This window comes from Streptomyces aurantiaciflavus, from assembly GCF_049808595.1.
Taxonomy (GTDB): domain Bacteria; phylum Actinomycetota; class Actinomycetes; order Streptomycetales; family Streptomycetaceae; genus Streptomyces.
In genome coordinates, this window is record NZ_JBNCAQ010000021.1 from 1 (window position 1) to 17249 (window position 17249).

Genomic DNA, 17249 nt, shown 5'->3' on the forward strand with positions numbered 1-17249 from the left:
GACGCGCGCGGGCGCGTGGCCGAGCTGCACGAGATCCGTGCGCAGGCGTTGGCCGGGCCGAGCGAGAAGGCGACCCAGGCGCAGCACGCCAAGGGCAAGCTGACCGCCCGGGAGCGTATCGAGCTGCTCCTGGACGCGGGGTCCTTCCAGGAGGTCGAGCAGTTGCGCCGGCACCGGGCGACCGGTTTCGGCCTGGAGGCGAAGAAGCCGTACACCGACGGTGTCATCACCGGCTGGGGCACGGTGGAGGGCCGTACGGTCTTCGTCTACGCCCATGACTTCCGTATCTTCGGCGGTGCGCTGGGCGAGGCCCACGCCACGAAGATCCACAAGATCATGGACATGGCCATCGCGGCCGGTGCGCCGCTGGTGTCGCTGAACGACGGCGCGGGCGCCCGGATCCAGGAGGGTGTCTCGGCGCTGGCCGGCTACGGCGGCATCTTCCAGCGCAACACCAGGGCCTCCGGCGTCATCCCGCAGATCAGTGTGATGCTCGGTCCGTGCGCGGGCGGCGCCGCCTACAGCCCGGCGCTGACGGACTTCGTGTTCATGGTCCGTGAGACCTCGCAGATGTTCATCACCGGCCCGGACGTGGTCAAGGCCGTCACCGGTGAGGAGATCACCCAGAACGGCCTGGGCGGCGCCGACGTGCACGCCGAGACCTCCGGTGTGTGCCACTTCGCCTACGACGACGAGGAGACCTGCATCGCGGAGGTCCGCTACCTCCTCTCCCTCCTGCCGCAGAACAACCGCGAGAACCCGCCGCGAGTGGAGTGCACCGACCCGGCCGACCGCCGCTCGGACGTCCTGCTCGACCTGGTCCCGGCGGACGGCAACCGCCCGTACGACATGACGAAGGTGATCGAGGAGATCGTCGACGACGGCGAGTACCTCGAGGTCCACGAGCGGTGGGCGCGCAACATCATCTGCGCCCTCGCGCGACTCGACGGGCAGGTCGTCGGGATCGTCGCCAACCAGCCGCAGACCCTGGCCGGTGTGCTGGACATCGAGGCCAGTGAGAAGGCCGCCCGCTTCGTGCAGATGTGCGACGCCTTCAACATCCCGATCATCACTCTTCTGGACGTCCCCGGCTTCCTGCCCGGCGTCGACCAGGAGCACGGTGGAATCATCCGCCACGGCGCGAAGCTGCTGTACGCCTACTGCAACGCGACCGTGCCCCGGATCTCCCTGATCCTGCGCAAGGCGTACGGAGGTGCCTACATCGTCATGGACAGCCAGTCCATCGGGGCGGACCTCACCTACGCCTGGCCGACCAACGAGATCGCCGTGATGGGCGCCGAGGGCGCCGCCAACGTCATCTTCCGCCGCCAGATCGCCGAGGCCGAGGACCCCGAGGCCATGCGGGCCCGCATGGTCAAGGAGTACAAGTCCGAGCTGATGCACCCCTACTACGCGGCCGAACGCGGCCTGGTCGACGACGTCATCGACCCCGCCGAGACCCGCGAAGTCCTCATCAGGTCCCTCGCGATGCTGCACACCAAGCACGCCGACCTGCCCTCGCGCAAGCACGGCAACCCCCCGCAGTAACCCAGCGGACTTTCCGCGGTGTCCCCGCGGAAACCTCTCTCACGGAGACTGACATCCATGGACACCCCTGACATCCGCGTCGAGAAGGGCCACGCCGAGCCCGAGGAAGTCGCCGCCATCACGGCGATCCTCCTGGCCCGCGCCGCCGCCCGCACCGCCGAGCCCACCCCGGTCCACCGCGGCCGCCTCCGGGCAGGCTGGCGCCGCCTGGAGCGCGAGCCCGGCTTCCGCGCCCCGCACAGCTGGCGCTGAGCGCCTCGCACAGGCCCCGGCCGCCCTCATGGCGGCCGGGGCCTTCGCGCGCGTACCGTGGCCCCCTTGAGGCCGACGGAGGGGGAACCGGTGGGCGTACCGGGCGACTTGGCGGACGAGGTCGAACTGATCGACGCGCTGTTGAAGCCGCTGGGGGAGAGGCCGGTGGACATCACCGAGCCCGGCTGGATCAGCGGGATGAGGGAGCGTCCGGCCCCCCTGGACGAGGCGAACGTCCGCGAGGAGGCGGAGGCGGCCCTGCGTGAGCTGCTCGCGCTCTACGAACGGGGTGACGAACGGACCCGGCGCGCCGTGCGGGCGCTGCTGAACCGCTGCGCCTCCTTCTGCTGGGCCGTGAGTGCGCCGCGGGGGCGGACCCCCGAGGCCCTCCGCCGGCAGCTGTTGTACCTGTCCGCGCGCGACCAGTGCCACGACCCCCGGGACGAGATGGTCTGGCTGAACGACCTGTGCGAGGAAGCCCGTGACGCACAGGTCGACATCCGGACTCTCCTGCTGGAGGTGGCCGCGCTCTCCAGTGCCGAGGACCGGTACGGGATGGGCTCCGTCAGGGACATCCTGCACAGGGCGGCCGGCCGCGATCCCGTCGGACTCTGGTAGCGCAGGGCAGCGGACAACAAGAACGGCCCCTGTGCCTCCCTCGGGAGGCACAGGGGCCGTTCTGTGGGTGTCCCTACCGCAGGCGGGCCATCAGCGCGTGCTCCACCAGTGTGATCAGCGCCGACTTCGCGTCCGCGCGGTGGCGGGCGTCCGTCGTGATGATCGGGGTGTCGGGGCCGATCTGGAGCGCCTCGCGGACCTCGTCCGGGTTGTACGGCTGGTTGCCGTCGAAGCCGTTGAGGGCGATCACGAAGGGCAGGCCGCTGTTCTCGAAGTAGTCGACGGCCGGGAAGCAGTCGGCGAGACGGCGGGTGTCCACCAGGACGATCGCGCCGATGGCGCCGCGCACCAGGTCGTCCCACATGAACCAGAAGCGGTCCTGGCCGGGCGTACCGAAGAGGTACAGGATCAGGTCCTGGTCCAGGGTGATACGGCCGAAGTCCATGGCGACCGTCGTGGTCGTCTTGTCCCCGGTGTGGGTGAGGTCGTCGATGCCTGCCGAAGCAGACGTCATGACGGCCTCGGTACGCAGCGGGTTGATCTCCGAGACGGCCCCGACGAACGTGGTCTTGCCCACGCCGAAGCCACCCGCCACCACGATCTTCGCCGAGGTGGTGGAGCGGGAAGGACCGCCGCTAGAGCTTGCGAAGTCCACTGAGCACCCTTTCGAGCAGTGTCACGTCTGGCTGGCCGCCGGCGTTCTCGTCGCCGCCGGGCTGATGGATGGCGACCAGTCCCGCCTCCGCCAAGTCGGCGACGAGGATCCTGGCCACGCCGAGAGGGATTGTCAGGAGGGCCGAGATCTCGGCTACCGACTTGATCTCACGGCACAGGTTGCAGATCCGCTGATGCTCGGGCAGCTGGCCCTGCATCTGGTGCGGCTGCGCAGTGGTGTGCACCAGCGCCTCGATGGCGAGCTGGTAGCGCGGGCGGGTCCGGCCGCCGGTCATGGCGTACGGACGCACCAGTGGGTTGTTCGACGCCCCGGCGGGCGCCGGCTCGGGGCCGCGGCGCTGCGGCTGCACGGGCTGGATACGCGGCGCCTGCGGCTGGTCGTACGGCGACGGGCCCGGACCCTGCGGGCTCTGCGGCGCGTACGGCTGACGCTGGCTCGGAGCGGAGGGGAAGTTGTAACGGTTCGCGTTCTGGGAACCGTCGCCCTGACCCTGGGCAGGGCCGTACGACCAGTTACCCGGATTGGAACCGCCTGGGGGTGTTGCCACTTTCTCTCCTCCTCCGACTGTGCCTGGCACCCATCACGTGGAAGCCGCGTCCCGAAACCCTACGGCCTCGGGACGCCAATACGCACCGTCCCGTTGTTAGTTGAGAAGGCTCCCTTGGAGCTCCGCACGAAGGTCGGGCGTCAGGACCGTACCGGCACGGTCCACCAGAAGGGCCATCTCGTACCCAATGAGGCCGATGTCCGCCTCGGGGTGGGCGAGGACCGCCAGCGAGGAACCGTCGGAAATGGACATGATGAAGAGGAATCCCCGCTCCATCTCCACAACCGTCTGGTTCACGCTGCCTCCCTCGAAGATCCGGGAGGCGCCTGCCGTCAGTGACGTCAGACCGGAGGCGACGGCCGCGAGCTGGTCGGCGCGGTCGCGGGGGAAGCCTTCGGACATCGCCAGAAGGAGTCCGTCGGCGGAGACCACCACCGTGTGGGACACCCCCGGGGTGTTGTCCACGAAGTTGGTGATCAACCAGTTCAGGTTCTGTGCCGCCTGGCTCATCGGGCTCACACTAACGCTCCTGGTTGTAGGTGCTGTCAGGACCGAAGCCCTGGCCGTTCGTTTCACTGCCTGCGTTGCGTCCGCGCTGGACGCCTCGACGCAGGTTGCTCAGCCTGCCTCGGACGTCCTCCGGGGCGCGGGAGACCTGTGGGCCTCCCTGGGGGGTGCTCTCGGCGGCGCCCTCGACCAGGTTGGCCTTGGGCACCCGCCGCGGCAGGCCGGAGGAGGTGACCCCGCCCGCCTTGGGCTTCCGGAGCTGCGAGGCCTGCTGCCAGCGCTCGTCGTTCGCCGAGCGCCAGTTGCTGTCGCCGTTGCTCTCCGGGGTGGGGGCCGGCGCTTCGCGGTTCACGGGCCGCGCGGCGCCGTTCGAACCGCTCGCCGCGATCGATCCACGGCGGGGCAGTCCGGCGTCGGTCAGCGCGTGGGCGGCGGAGGAGGCCGGTCCCGGACGGTCGAAGCCTACGCGGTCCTGCTCACTCGCGTCAGCGGCCTGCGTGGATTCCGCTTGCGGAGCGTACTGGTCCGGGTAGCCGTTCTGGTAGCCGTTCTGCTGCGGCCAGTCGTCCTGGTAGGGCTGCTCCTCGTACGGCGCGAAGCTCTCCGCCGAGGACGCCCGGTCCGGCGTGCGCTCCTCCTGGGCCGGCTCCGCATACGCGGGGTCGGGGTAGCCGCCGTTCGACGCGAAGGCGCCGTTCTGCGGCACACCGCCGTTGGAGGAGAAGTCCTCGCCCCGCGTCCCAGCGCCGTTCGACGCCAGGAACGGGTCCTCGTACGCCGGGCGCTGCCGCTCCTCGTACGCCGTCTGCTGGTCGTACGCCGCGGGCTGCTCGGCGTAGCCGGTGGCCCCGGCCGCGCCGGGGTCGTAGCCGTTCTGCGCGGCCGCGTAGCCGTTCTGGGCGTCGTACGCCGGCTGCTGCTGGGTCTGGTCGAAGCCCTCGGTGTACGCGGGCGTCTCGGGGGACTGCTGCTGGCCGGGCTGGCCGTGCGTCTGGGCCTCCAGGGCCGCCCGGCGCTCCTCGCGCATCAGGGAGCGGCCCACGGGGTCCAGATCGCGGAGGTCGTCGGGGACTTCGGTGTAGCGGCTGTCGTCGAAGCCGAGTTCGGCCGCCGTGCGCATCGGCTGGTTGAAGTCCTCACCCTGGTACTGCTGCTCCGGGATGATCTGCGAGACGGTGAACTCGTCGCGGTCGGCGGCCTGTTCGCCGCCACCGCCGTGCGTGATCGCGTCCGGCAGCATGACCAGCGAGGTGGTGCCGGCCTGCTCGCCCGAGGGGCGCAGCTGGACGCGGATGCCGTGCCGGTCGGACAGCCGGCCGACCACGAAGAGGCCCATGCGCTGCGAGATCGCGGCGTCCACCGTCGGCGGGTTGGCCAGCTTGTGGTTGATGTCGGCGAAGTCCTCGGCGGTGAGGCCGATGCCCTTGTCGTGGATCTCGATCATGACCCGACCGTCGGGGAGACGGGTGGCCGTCACACGGACCTTCGTCTGCGGCGAGGAGAACGTCGTCGCGTTCTCCAGCAGCTCGGCCAGCAGGTGCACGAGGTCGGTCACGGCGCGGCCGTGGATCTCGGCCTCCGGCACGCCCGACAGCTCGATGCGCTCGTACTGCTCCACCTCGGAGGAGGCGGCGCGCAGGACGTCGACCAGCGGGACCGGCTGGTCCCAGCGGCGGCCGGGCTCCTCGCCGGCGAGAACGAGGAGGTTCTCGCCGTTGCGGCGCATACGGGTCGCGAGGTGGTCCAGACGGAAGAGGTTCTCCAACTGGTCCGGGTCGGCCTCGTTGTTCTCCAGGTCGGTGATCAGGGTCAGCTGGCCCTCGATCAGCGACTGGTTGCGGCGCGACAGGTTGGTGAAGATCGCGTTGATGTTGCCCCGCAGCAGGGCCTGCTCGGCGGCGAGCCGGACGGCCTCGCGGTGGACCTGGTCGAAGGCGCGGGCGACCTCGCCGATCTCGTCGGTGGTGTTGATCGGGATCGGGGCGACCCGGGTGTCGACCCGGCCGGGGTCGGTGCGCGAGAGCTGGTCGACCAGCATCGGCAGACGCTGCTCGGCGATACCGAAGGCGGCGTTGCGCAGCTGGCGCATGGACTGGCTCATCTGGCGGGCCATGAGACCGGCGATGATGAACGCGGCGAGCAGGGCGATGACGACGATGCCACCGTTGACGATGGCGTCCTGCTGGGCGTCGGAGGCGATCTGCCCGGCGTCGGTGACCGCCCGGTCGATGAGTTCCTTCTCGACCTGGCTGTAGCCCTCGAACTTCAGGGTCGCGGCCGTCATCCAGGCCTGGGCGGTGATGCCCTGCTGGGCGAGATCGGCGGGCTTCTGGCCGCTGCCGATCGCCTGGATCATCTTGTCCATCGCGGGCGGGGCGACGTAGTCCTGACCCGCGGCGTCCGCCTTCGCCTTGGCGTCGGCGGCCAGCTTCGTGCCCTCCGCGGTCTTCTGCTGCATGACCTGGGTGAGCCGCGCGGCGTCCTGCGTGGTGCCACCGGAGACGTACTCCTGGATGGCGACGTTCTCGAGGTAGGCGTAGGAGGTGAAGGCCCTGACCTGCGCCGCGAAGACCGTCTCGTCGGGGCTCGGCCGGACCAGGAGGTGCATGCCGATCGCGCGCTGCAGCGACTCGGCGCCCTTGGCGAGCGCGATGGCGTACACGGTGCGGCCGTACGCGGTGATGTTGCCGGTGCCCAGGCCGAGCTCGTTGGAGAACTCCATCAGCAGGTGCTCGACCGCGACGTAGCCCTCTTCGGTCTTCACCGGGTCCATGGCCTGGGTGTAGGCGGCCGCGCGGATCTTCGCGAGGGCCGGCTCGGCCTTCTCCACCAGGTCCAGGCGGCGCTCCAGGCCCTGCTTGGCCGGCATGCCGACGACTTCCTTGTGGAAGGCGGCGGCCTTCTGGTCGGTGAAGGCGCGAGCGTCCTTGACGGTCTCGTCGTCCTTCTTGTTCTGCAGGAGCGGCTGGGCGGAGACGTCCCGCTCGTTGAGGAGTGCCTCGGCGTACTCACCGGCGGCGGCCACGATCTTCGCGACCTTCTCGGCGTCGCGGGCCTCCTGCCAGGTGTCGATCGAGCTCTTCACCTGGAAGCCGCCCATGACCAGGCCGACCAGCACGGGTATGAGCAGGATCGCGTTCAGCCGGGTCGGCACGCGCCAGTTGCGCGGGGAGAGACGGCCGCCGCTCTTCGCGGGTGCGGCCGTCGGCTCCGAGCCGGGCACAGGGGCGGGCGCCGCTCCGCGCGGCGGCGGGGTGAAGTTGCCCCGCGCCGCCGGCTCGGGACTTTTCTTGCTTCGCCTCACTCGACCAACAACCTCTCGGCGGTCGGCACCTACGTCGTGCCGCAGTGTCTCAGAGCCCGGTCAGCCATCGACCATGAGTACGTCATTGACTATTGGGCAGTTCAGGCATTCCAGCACGACGACCTGCGCTCTTCCAAACAGTGAGAAGTGCCGGTTCGACGTGATGTAAGCCCCAGATAAAACGGTCAAAAAGAACGAGCCCCGTCAAAAGACGGGGCCTTCGTGCGCGCAGCGAGACTGAGCGACCGCGACGCGTGGCCGTACCACCCGATTCCTCTGCCGAAACGTTATGAACACCGGAGCCGACCGTGTCAAAGGCCACAGTCGGCTCCCGAGTGTCTACGACAACTGCCGTACGGCACGGTCTGTTTGAGGGCTACCGCAGCCGTGCCATCAGCGCGTGCTCGACCAGCGTGATCAGCGCACTCTTGGCGTCCGCCCGGTGCCGGGCGTCGGTGGTGATGATCGGGGTGTCCGGCCCGATCTGCAGCGCCTCGCGCACCTCTTCGGGCTGGTACGGCTGCTGCCCGTCGAAGCCGTTGAGGGCGACGACGAACGGCAGACCGCTGTTCTCGAAGTAGTCCACGGCCGGGAAACAGTCCGCCAGACGCCGGGTGTCCACGAGCACCACCGCGCCGATGGCGCCGCGCACCAGGTCGTCCCACATGAACCAGAAACGGTCCTGACCCGGCGTACCGAACAGGTACAGGATCAGGTCCTGGTCGAGCGTGATACGGCCGAAGTCCATGGCCACCGTGGTGGTGGTCTTGTCCCCGGTGTGGGTGAGGTCGTCGATGCCCGCGCTCGCGGACGTCATGACGGCCTCCGTGCGCAGCGGGTTGATCTCGGAGACGGCTCCCACGAACGTGGTCTTGCCGACGCCGAAGCCGCCCGCCACCACGATCTTCGCGGAGGTGGTGGCCCGGCCTCCGTCAGAGCTTGCGAAGTCCACTGAGCACCCTTTCGAGCAGCGTCACGTCCGGAGCGCCGCCGTTGTTCTCGTCGCCGCCCGGCTGGTGGATGGCCACCAGGCCGGCCTCGGCGAGGTCCGCGACGAGGATCCGCGCCACGCCGAGGGGCATGGCGAGGAGCGCCGAGACCTCCGCGACCGACTTCACCTCGCGGCACAGGTGGCAGATGCGCTGGTGCTCCGGAAGGAGCCCCATGAGCGCTGCCGGGTCGGCCGTGGTGCTGATCAGTGCCTCGATGGCGAGCTGGTAGCGCGGCCGGGTCCGGCCGCCGGTCATCGCGTACGGACGCACCAGCGGCTGGTCGCCCTCGTCCCCGTACGGCTCCGCGTACGGATCATGAGAGGCGGTGGGCGGGGTCATGGATCCTCCGGGCGGGACAGCATGTCTCGGTCAGTCGTGCCGTCCGTCGAGGCCGGTGGGGGGATTGTGTCGGCCGGACGGTGATTTGGTGCGGTGGGTGTTGCCGGGACGGTCAGTGGAGCAGACTGCCTTGGAGCTCGGCGCGCAGGTCCGGGGTGAGCACCGCGCCCGCGCGGTCGACCAGCAGCGCCATCTCGTAGCCGACGAGGCCGATGTCGCACTCGGGGTGTGCGAGGACGGCGAGGGACGAGCCGTCCGAGACGGACATGAGGAAGAGGAACCCTCGCTCCATCTCGACGACCGTCTGTGCCACATGCCCGCCCTCGAAGATCCGGGAGGCCCCGGCCGTCAGCGAGGTGAGCCCCGACGCGACGGCCGCCAGCTGGTCGGCACGGTCGCGCGGGAAGCCCTCGGACATGGCGAGCAGGAGCCCGTCGGCGGACACGACGACGGTGTGGGACACCCCGGGGGTGTTGTCCACGAAGTTGGTGATCAACCAGTTCAGATTCTGTGCCGCCTGGCTCATCTGGCTCAACTAACGCTCCTGCTGGTGAGTGGGGTTCGGGAAGCTGCCGGTCTGGCCGTTGCCGACCTGACGACCCTGCGCGATACCCCGACGGAGATTGGTCAGCCGTCCGCGTACGTCGTCAGGCGCACGCGAGACCTGCGGACCGGTTTGGTGCTGTTGCTGCTGAGCCGTGCCCGGGACGAGGTTCGCCCGGGGCACCCGGCGCGGCAGGCCGGAAGTGGTGACGCCGCCCGCGGCCGGCTGCCGGACGCGCTCGGCCTGACGGACGAGCTCGTCGTTCGGCGACGTACGCCACGAGGACGTCGTGGCGCCGCCTGCCGCGGGACGCTGGGGAGCAGCCGGAGCCTGCGGCTGCTGTTGCTGCGGCGCCGGAGCGGAGCCGTTGCCGTTTCCGTTGCCCTGCTGCCCGCGGAACCAGTTGGTCTCCAGCGTGTCGTACAGCGGGGTACGGCCGTCACCCGGACCCGGGGCCGGCGGCAGTGCCCACCCGTCACCCCGCCCGTCGTCGGGTCGCGGCGCGGCGCCCCTGTTGTCGGGCTCGGGACGGGCGGCGGGGCGCGGCGGGACGGGCTGCTGCTGTGGGGAGCCGTAGCCGTTGCCGCCGTTGGTCTGGGGTCGTTCGAACTGGCCCGTGGACGCCGGGTCCTGGCGACCGGGCAGGGCGTGCCGGCCGGTGGTGGAGCCGTCGTAGCCGGGCGCGGGGAACTGACCGGTCGAGCCGTTGTCGTAGTCCTGCTGCGGGGCGAACCGGCCCGGACCCGCCGGGGCGTTCTGGCCGCCCGGGGCGCCGAAGACGTCGGAGCGGACGAAGCCGTCCTGCTGGCCGCCCGCGCCGGGGGCCGGGAACTGACCCGTGTCCTGGCTGCCGTTGACGGCCGGGAACCGGCCCGTGTCCTGGGCGCCGTTCACACCGGGACGGGAGAAGTCCGCGGGGCCACCGGGGTTCTGGCGCTCGTCGATCCGGGGGATCGCGGGTATCTCCGCGGTCGAGCCGGGACCCTGGCGGTCGTCGATGCGGGGCATGCGGGAGGTCTGCGCGACGTCCGGCTCCTCGTGGCCGCGCGGGGCGTCCAGCGGGGTGCGCGGCACCGGGGGCTGGGCGTTCTCGTCGCCCCAGCTCGCCGAACGCTGCTGGTTGCCGCCGGGCAGCTCGGCCCGTGGGCCGCCGCGCGGCGGAAGCTGCGCCTGACGGCCACGGCCGCCCTGCTCGCCCCGGTTGTCGTTCTGGCGCTGCGGCTGCGCGGGCGGACGGCCGCCGCCGAACATGTCCTGACCCTGGCCGGGCGCACCCGGACCGGTCGCCTGGAGACCCTGCGGCGCACCCGGTGCCTGTCCGCCGAAGCCGGCGCCCGCGCCGGCCGGAGCCGGGCGGCCCTGCTGCGGGGAGGCCGGACCTTGCGGTCCGCGCGGCGCACCGGGACGGCCACCGCCGTCCCGGCCGGGCAGCGCGGCCCGGGGACCCTGGCCGGGGGCGAGGCGGCCGCCCGCACCGGGACCGGCGCCGAGGGCACCGCCGCCGGCCGGCGCACCGCCGCCGAGGGCACCGCCCTGCTGGCCCTGGCGACGGGCCGCGGCGGCACCGGCGGCGGCCTGCGCGGCGGCGGGACCGCCGGACACGGCGCCCTGACCGGGCTTGGGCTGCGGCTTCTTGCCGCCCTGGGCGACGTCCACGGGCAGCATGACCAGCGCGGTCGTACCACCGGAGTCGGACGGGCGCAGCTGGATGCGGATGCCGTGCCGCTGCGACAGACGACCGACCACGAAGAGGCCCATGCGGCGGGAGACGGAGACGTCCACGGTGGGCGGCGAGGCGAGCCGCTCGTTGATCGCGGCGAGGTCCTCGGGGGAGAGGCCGATGCCGGTGTCGTGGATCTCGATCAGCACCCGGCCGTCGGGCAGCGCGTGACCGGTGACCTTGACCTTGGTCTGCGGGGAGGAGAACGAGGTGGCGTTCTCCAGCAGCTCGGCGAGCAGGTGCACGAGGTCGTTGACGACGCGGCCGGCCACTTCGGTGGTCGGCACGGACGCCAGCTCGATGCGCTCGTACTGCTCCACCTCGGACGCGGCGGCGCGGAGCACGTCGACCAGCGGGACCGGGCGGGTCCAGCGGCGGCCGGGCTCCTCACCCGCGAGGACGAGGAGGTTCTCACCGTTACGGCGCATACGCGTCGCGAGGTGGTCGAGCTTGAAGAGCGAGGACAGCTGGTCCGGGTCGGCCTCGCGGGACTCCAGTTCGGAGATGAGCGAGAGCTGACGCTGGATGAGGCCCTGGGAGCGGCGCGAGAGGTTGGTGAACATCGCGTTGACGTTGCCCCGCAGCAGGGCCTGCTCGGCGGCGAGGCGGACGGCCTCGCGGTGCACGTCGTCGAAGGCCGCGGCCACCTGGCCGATCTCGTCCCGGGAGTGCACACCGACCGACTCCACGGACGTGTCGACGTCCTGCGGGTCGGACTCGGACAGCTGCTTGACCAGCTCGGGCAGCCGGTCCTGGGCGACCTTGGTGGCGGTCTCCTGCAGGCGGCGCAGCGAGCGGATCATGGACCGGGCGACGACGAACGCGCCGACCAGCGACACACCGAGCACGAGCAGGATCAGCGCACCGGAGATGATCGCCTCGCGCTCCGACTCGGCGCGCAGCTCACGGGCCGTCTGCTCCATGTCCTCGAGCAGCGTGGTCTCGATGTTGGTCATCTGCCGGATCTTGGTCGAGCTGGCGTCGAACCAGTCCTGGTACGACCGCTTGTCCAGCGAGGAGAGACCACTGGCCGAGCTCAGCGCACGGGTGGCGTAGGTGTCGGCGTCCTCGATCGTCGGGCTGCCCTGCTCGATGGGCTGCAGCAGCTCCTCGGCGCCCTCGTCGCCGTAGATGCTGCGGAAACTGGCGAGCTCGGAGTCCTGGTTCTCCAGCGCGGCCTCGGCGTACTGCCGGTCGTTCTCGGAGAGCTTGCCGAAGTCGTCGTCGTTCACCGGCAGCGCGGCCGAGAGGGTGGCGCGCTGGACGGAGGCGTACTCCTTGGCGGAGGAGAAGGCGGCCAGCGCGCGGGTGCGCTGGATCATCTCCGGGTTGCTCGTGGCCTGCGCCATGTCCTGCGACAGGTCGAGCAGGGAGGTGATGAGGCGGTGGTAGGCCTCCACCGTCTGGGTGGAGTTCTTCGGCTCCGCGTAGGCCGTCTTACGGATCTTGGCGATGTTGCCGAGGTCGCCGAGGAGGCCCACGAGGCTGTCGCGGACGCCCTGGAGGTTGCCGTCCTTGCTGGAGGCGTCGATCTCCTCCGAGGCGTCGCTGAACGCGGACAGCTGCCGGTCGGTCTTCTCGCGGACGCCCTTGACGGTGAAGTCGGTCGCCTTCGCGCCGTGCGCCAGCGGACCGGCGGACCGGTCGCGCTCGTCCTGCAGCGCGGCGGCCAGGTCCGTGGCCTGCTTGGTCATGTCCGTCAGCAGCCGCATGTTGTCGAGCTGCTTGATGTCGTCCATCGACTGGCTGATGCGCAGGGTGCCCAGCGTGGTGGCCGCGACCACCGGGAGGGTCAGCAGCGCGACCAGACGCGTGGAGATGCGCCAGTTGCGCAGTGCCATGCGCGAGCCGGTGCTGGTGGGGCCGGCGGGCGGGGTCACCGTCGGAGTCGGGGGAAGGGCGCTCGACGACGTGGACGCGGCGGGGCGCCCGGGGCGCTCACCGCCGTCGCCGGACGGGGCCGGACCCGGGTTCTGGGCGTGCTGGGGCGAGGAACCGCGGTCGGTCCCGCCATGCGGCTCCGGCTCTGCCGAAGCGCTGCCATCCCTCTTGAAACGTCCCTGCACTAGCGTCGCAACCTCTGGACCAGGCGCCCCTCCGCGTCAACGGAAGGACGGTGTCGGCGTCTTGAAGGGCGTCCTGAATACGCCCTCCGAGTCGTGAGTGACCGGCGCTGGTTCCCCCTTCCGCCGCCACTCGGCGCTGCTGTGCGCCCTTTGCGCGCCGGCTCGATCCCGCGGCGGTCCGTGAGATTCCAGCACAGTGACGGATCTCCAACAAGGTGTGTTGGCCGGGCTGTGACATCCGTGACAGCCCGTAAGGGGTGGATCACCACACGTAGAAGGTGATCCAGGGTAACCCGGTCATACCAGGGCGAAGCCCGGATGGGTGACAGGTGTCCCAGTCGCCATGATCAGGAGCGGAATGAGGGCTTCAGGTGGCAGATGTCCGTTTCGTTGCGGTGCTTTGAGGGTCTGAATTGACCGTTTTAACCGTGGATCCGTGAGGAAACTCACACGCCGATCATGTGACCTTCACGCGATCAACGGGAATGGCGTGCCTAGCCTGAGGCTTTACAGAAATGGCAAAACCGACAAGCCGCGCCCACGCGCGGGCCGCGCCCCGGCCCGCCGGGCGCCCGGACAGGACAGGGCCCAGTACAACAGTGAAGACGACGACGATGTTCCACAAGATCGCCAACCCGCGGCGCACGACGCTGGCGCACCTCAGCGACGCCGACGACCTGACGCTCCCGGAGCAGCCGGAGCACTCCGTCGATCTGCCGGCCCAGACTGCCAACCCCAAGCGCACCATCCTCACCGAGGTCCCCGTCGGGGCCTCCGCCGCGTCTTCCGCGGAGTAGTACGCGCGCGAACCGCCGCATGCTCAAGGCGGCGGCCACGGATGTCAAGGGCGTCCCCGTCCGGGGGCGCCCTTCCGCGTTAGCCTGGAGCGTCACACTCCAGCCAGCTCAGCAAGGGGCCAACCAACCCGTGCGCATCGCCAGGTTCTCCATCGACGGGAACGTCGCCTTCGGCGCGGTCGAGGGCGACAAGCCGGACGAGCTCGTCCTCGACATCATCAAGGGCATCCCGTTCGCGGAACACGAGCTCTCCGGCACGAAGGTGCCGCTGAGCAAGGTCCGGCTGCTCCCGCCCGTGCTCCCCAACAAGGTCGTGGCCTTCGGCCGCAACTACGCCGAGCACGCGCGCGAACTCGGCAACGAGGTGCCCGACGCCCCGTTCGCCTTCTTCAAGCCCTCCACCTCCGTGATCGGCCCCGGGGACGACATCCAGTACCCGCCCTTCTCCGAGGACCTCCACCACGAGGCGGAGCTCGCCGTGGTCATCGGCCGTATGTGCCGCGAGGTCCCGCGTGAGCGCGTCAAGGACGTGATCTTCGGCTACACCTGCGCGAACGACATCACCGCGCGGGACGTCCAGAAGCGCGAGAAGCAGTGGGCGCGGGCCAAGGGCTTCGACTCCTCCTGCCCGCTCGGCCCCTGGGTGGAGACCGACCTCGACCCGAGCGACCTCACCATCCAGCTCACGGTCAACGGCCAGCAGCGCCAGCTCGGCCGCACCAGCGAGATGATCCACTCCATCGAGGACCTGATCGTCAACATCACCGAGGCCATGACGCTGCTCCCGGGCGACGTGATCCTCACCGGCACCCCGGCAGGGGTCGGCCCCCTCAACGTCGGCGACGAGGTCGCCGTCACCATCGAAGGCATCGGCACTCTCACCAACAAGGTTGTCAAGCGTGGCTAGCGCACCCGGCTCCCCCGTACGTGTCCGTTTCTGTCCGTCGCCCACCGGTAACCCCCACGTGGGCCTGGTCCGCACCGCCCTGTTCAACTGGGCGTTCGCCAGGCACCACCAGGGCACGCTGGTCTTCCGCATCGAGGACACCGACGCGGCCCGCGACTCCGAGGAGTCCTACGAGCAGCTCCTGGACTCGATGCGCTGGCTGGGCTTCGACTGGGACGAGGGCCCCGAGATCGGCGGCCCCCACGCGCCGTACCGCCAGTCGCAGCGCATGGACCTCTACAAGGACGTCGCGGCCAAGCTCCTGGACGCCGGCCACGCCTACCACTGCTACTGCTCCCAGGAGGAGCTGGACACCCGCCGCGAGGCCGCCCGCGCCGCCGGCAGGCCCTCCGGCTACGACGGCCACTGCCGCGACCTGAGCGCGGAGCAGGTCGAGCAGTACAAGGCCGAGGGCCGCGAGCCCATCGTGCGCTTCCGCATGCCCGACGAGACGATCACCTTCACGGACCTGGTCCGCGGCGAGCTGACCTTCACCCCGGAGAACGTCCCGGACTACGGCATCGTCCGCGCCAACGGCGCCCCGCTCTACACGCTCGTGAACCCGGTCGACGACGCGCTGATGGAGATCACCCACGTCCTGCGCGGCGAGGACCTGCTCTCCTCGACGCCGCGCCAGATCGCCCTCTACAAGGCACTGATCGAGCTCGGGATCGCCCAGCAGATCCCCCGGTTCGGCCACCTGCCGTACGTGATGGGCGAGGGCAACAAGAAGCTCTCCAAGCGCGACCCGCAGTCGAGCCTGAACCTCTACCGGGAGCGCGGCTTCCTCCCGGAGGGCCTGCTCAACTACCTGTCCCTGCTGGGCTGGTCGCTCTCCGCCGACCAGGACATCTTCACGATGGACCAGATGGTCGCGGCCTTCGACGTCGCGGACGTCAACCCCAACCCGGCCCGCTTCGACCTCAAGAAGTGCGAGGCCATCAACGGCGACCACATCCGCCTGCTGGACGTGAAGGACTTCACGGAGCGCTGCCGTCCCTGGCTGAAGGCGCCGTTCGCCCCCTGGGCGCCGGAGGACTTCGACGAGACCAAGTGGCAGGCGATCGCCCCCCACGCCCAGACCCGCCTGAAGGTGCTCTCCGAGATCACCGACAACGTCGACTTCCTCTTCCTCCCCGAGCCGGTCTTCGACGAGGCGAGCTGGACGAAGGCGATGAAGGAGGGCTCCGACGCCCTCCTGCGCACGGCCCGCGAGCAGCTGGACTCGGCCGACTGGACCAACCCGGAGTCCCTCAAGGAGGCCGTCCTGGCCGCCGGCGAGGCCCACGGCCTCAAGCTCGGCAAGGCCCAGGCCCCGGTCCGCGTGGCCGTCACCGGCCGCACGGTCGGCCTGCCCCTCTTCGAGTCCCTGGAGGTCCTGGGCAAGGAGGAGACGCTGGCCCGCATCGACGCGGCACTGGCGAAGCTGGCGGCGTAACGCGCACACGCGTGAGGGGCGGCGACCGGGTCACCGGCTGCCGCCCCTCGGCGTTCACCCGGACGGCGTCGCTCTCGTCGACGAGGCAGGCACTCCGCGTCGTACGTCGCGCGGGCCGTGACCGATCAGTGTGCCGGCCCACACCGCACCCCCGTCCCGACCGCCGGGAACGCCGGACGCGCCCCCCACTCGCGCGTTACGGTCGGTGGCATGGCGATCAGAGCCGTTGTCTGGGACGTCGACGACACCCTCTTCGACTACACGACCGCGGACCGCGAGGGCATGCGCAGCCACCTCGCGGCCGAAGGCCTCCTCGACGGGTACGGCAGTCCGGAGGAGGCGCTCACCCGGTGGCGGGAGGTCACCGACCAGCAGTGGGCGCGCTTCTCCGCCGGCGAGACCACCTTCGAGGGCCAGCGCCGCGATCGCGTACGGGTCTTCCTGGACCGGGAGATGACCGACGCCGAGGCCGACGCCTGGTTCCAGCGTTACATCGGTCACTACGAGGCCGCCTGGGCCCTCTTCCCGGACGTGCTGCCCGTCCTGGACGCCCTCGCCGCCAGCCACCGCCACGCGGTGCTCTCCAACTCCAGCATCCACGTCCAGGACCGCAAGCTCCGCGTCCTCGGTGTGCACGACCGCTTCGAGGCCATCCTGTGCGCCGCCGAGCTCGGCGTCTCCAAGCCGCAGGCCGCCGCCTTCCTCGCCGCCTGCGAGGCCCTCGCTCTGCCCCCGCACCAGGTGGCGTACGTCGGCGACCACCCGGAGATCGACGGACAGGGCGCCGCGGACGCCGGTCTGCTCTCCGTGTGGATCGACCGCTACGGCGCTACGGCCACCGTCGAGCTGCCGTCCGGACGCCACCGGATCGTCACCCTCGCCGAACTTCCCGCGATCCTCGGCACGGATAGTCGTTTTGGTGCGCAGTCCACCTTCGGGTAATGTTCTTCCTGCG

General features: G+C 70.5%; 15 protein-coding genes. 7 read left to right on the forward strand and 8 right to left on the reverse strand.

Annotated features, from left to right (window positions below):
- Positions 1 to 15: 15 nt before the first annotated feature.
- From ACPT94_RS24370 to ACPT94_RS24380, 3 genes are all read left to right on the forward strand, one after another.
- Positions 16 to 1548 (forward strand): acyl-CoA carboxylase subunit beta, encoded by a 1533-nt coding sequence (locus ACPT94_RS24370; RefSeq protein ID WP_425246875.1) that lies wholly within the window; start codon positions 16 to 18, stop codon positions 1546 to 1548.
- Between the two features lie 57 nt (positions 1549 to 1605).
- A complete protein-coding gene (locus ACPT94_RS24375) occupies positions 1606 to 1800 on the forward strand; it encodes an acyl-CoA carboxylase subunit epsilon (RefSeq protein WP_360352091.1) in 195 nt (64 codons plus the stop codon).
- Positions 1801 to 1866: 66 nt separating this feature from the next.
- Positions 1867 to 2418, forward strand: coding sequence for a hypothetical protein (locus ACPT94_RS24380; RefSeq protein WP_425246821.1), 552 nt, complete (start codon positions 1867 to 1869; stop codon positions 2416 to 2418).
- Positions 2419 to 2491: 73 nt separating this feature from the next.
- Here ACPT94_RS24380 and ACPT94_RS24385 read toward each other — a convergent pair whose 3' ends face one another.
- The 8 genes from ACPT94_RS24385 to ACPT94_RS24420 all read right to left on the reverse strand — a co-directional run bounded on the left by ACPT94_RS24385 (position 2492) and on the right by ACPT94_RS24420 (position 13113).
- Positions 2492 to 3073 carry a GTP-binding protein gene (locus ACPT94_RS24385; RefSeq protein WP_026248371.1) on the reverse strand — a complete coding sequence of 194 codons (582 nt, stop codon included), beginning with the start codon at positions 3071 to 3073 and terminating at the stop codon, positions 2492 to 2494.
- The gene (locus tag ACPT94_RS24390; protein WP_360352086.1) at positions 3054 to 3641 is read right to left on the reverse strand and encodes a DUF742 domain-containing protein; all 588 of its coding nucleotides are present in this window, start codon (positions 3639 to 3641) and stop codon (positions 3054 to 3056) included. The genes ACPT94_RS24385 and ACPT94_RS24390 overlap by 20 nt, the downstream gene beginning before the upstream one ends.
- A gap of 96 nt (positions 3642 to 3737) precedes the next feature.
- Positions 3738 to 4151, reverse strand: a complete 414-nt coding sequence (locus tag ACPT94_RS24395; protein WP_004983065.1) for a roadblock/LC7 domain-containing protein — start codon at positions 4149 to 4151, stop codon at positions 3738 to 3740.
- 10 nt (positions 4152 to 4161) lie between these two features.
- Entirely contained in the window at positions 4162 to 7452 is a 3291-nt protein-coding gene (locus ACPT94_RS24400; RefSeq protein ID WP_360352083.1) for a sensor histidine kinase, read from the reverse strand.
- Positions 7453 to 7828: 376 nt separating this feature from the next.
- A complete protein-coding gene (locus ACPT94_RS24405) occupies positions 7829 to 8404 on the reverse strand; it encodes a GTP-binding protein (RefSeq protein WP_132855910.1) in 576 nt (191 codons plus the stop codon).
- Positions 8385 to 8783: a DUF742 domain-containing protein gene (locus ACPT94_RS24410; RefSeq protein WP_019058642.1), complete on the reverse strand. Its 399-nt coding sequence runs from the start codon at positions 8781 to 8783 to the stop codon at positions 8385 to 8387. The genes ACPT94_RS24405 and ACPT94_RS24410 overlap by 20 nt, the downstream gene beginning before the upstream one ends.
- Before the next feature lie 112 nt (positions 8784 to 8895).
- On the reverse strand, positions 8896 to 9309 hold the full coding sequence (locus tag ACPT94_RS24415; protein ID WP_189937672.1) for a roadblock/LC7 domain-containing protein: 414 nt from the start codon (positions 9307 to 9309) through the stop codon (positions 8896 to 8898).
- A gap of 9 nt (positions 9310 to 9318) precedes the next feature.
- On the reverse strand, positions 9319 to 13113 hold the full coding sequence (locus ACPT94_RS24420) for a sensor histidine kinase (protein ID WP_425246822.1): 3795 nt from the start codon (positions 13111 to 13113) through the stop codon (positions 9319 to 9321).
- A 599-nt stretch (positions 13114 to 13712) separates the two neighbouring features.
- On the opposite strand from ACPT94_RS24420, the gene ACPT94_RS24425 reads away from it, so the two are divergent.
- The 4 genes from ACPT94_RS24425 to ACPT94_RS24440 all read left to right on the forward strand — a co-directional run bounded on the left by ACPT94_RS24425 (position 13713) and on the right by ACPT94_RS24440 (position 17236).
- Positions 13713 to 13910 (forward strand): hypothetical protein, encoded by a 198-nt coding sequence (locus ACPT94_RS24425; RefSeq protein ID WP_360343688.1) that lies wholly within the window; start codon positions 13713 to 13715, stop codon positions 13908 to 13910.
- 130 nt (positions 13911 to 14040) lie between these two features.
- On the forward strand, positions 14041 to 14817 hold the full coding sequence (locus ACPT94_RS24430; RefSeq protein WP_360343691.1) for a fumarylacetoacetate hydrolase family protein: 777 nt from the start codon (positions 14041 to 14043) through the stop codon (positions 14815 to 14817).
- Entirely contained in the window at positions 14810 to 16294 is a 1485-nt protein-coding gene (gltX, locus tag ACPT94_RS24435) for a glutamate--tRNA ligase (RefSeq protein WP_425246823.1), read from the forward strand. Before ACPT94_RS24430 ends, gltX begins: the two co-directional genes overlap by 8 nt.
- A 210-nt stretch (positions 16295 to 16504) precedes the next feature.
- Positions 16505 to 17236 carry an HAD family hydrolase gene (locus tag ACPT94_RS24440; RefSeq protein ID WP_360343697.1) on the forward strand — a complete coding sequence of 244 codons (732 nt, stop codon included), beginning with the start codon at positions 16505 to 16507 and terminating at the stop codon, positions 17234 to 17236.
- Positions 17237 to 17249: the final 13 nt, after the last annotated feature.

What these genes read in the sequence shown, in the direction of transcription:
- ACPT94_RS24440 (WP_360343697.1), top strand. Translation starts at nt 16,505, where the DNA reads ATGGCGATCAGAGCCGTTGTCTGGGACGTCGACGACACCCTCTTCGAC.
- ACPT94_RS24375 (WP_360352091.1), top strand. Translation starts at nt 1,606, where the DNA reads ATGGACACCCCTGACATCCGCGTCGAGAAGGGCCACGCCGAGCCCGAG.
- ACPT94_RS24410 (WP_019058642.1), bottom strand. Translation starts at nt 8,783, where the DNA reads ATGACCCCGCCCACCGCCTCTCATGATCCGTACGCGGAGCCGTACGGG.
- ACPT94_RS24415 (WP_189937672.1), bottom strand. Translation starts at nt 9,309, where the DNA reads ATGAGCCAGGCGGCACAGAATCTGAACTGGTTGATCACCAACTTCGTG.
- ACPT94_RS24395 (WP_004983065.1), bottom strand. Translation starts at nt 4,151, where the DNA reads ATGAGCCAGGCGGCACAGAACCTGAACTGGTTGATCACCAACTTCGTG.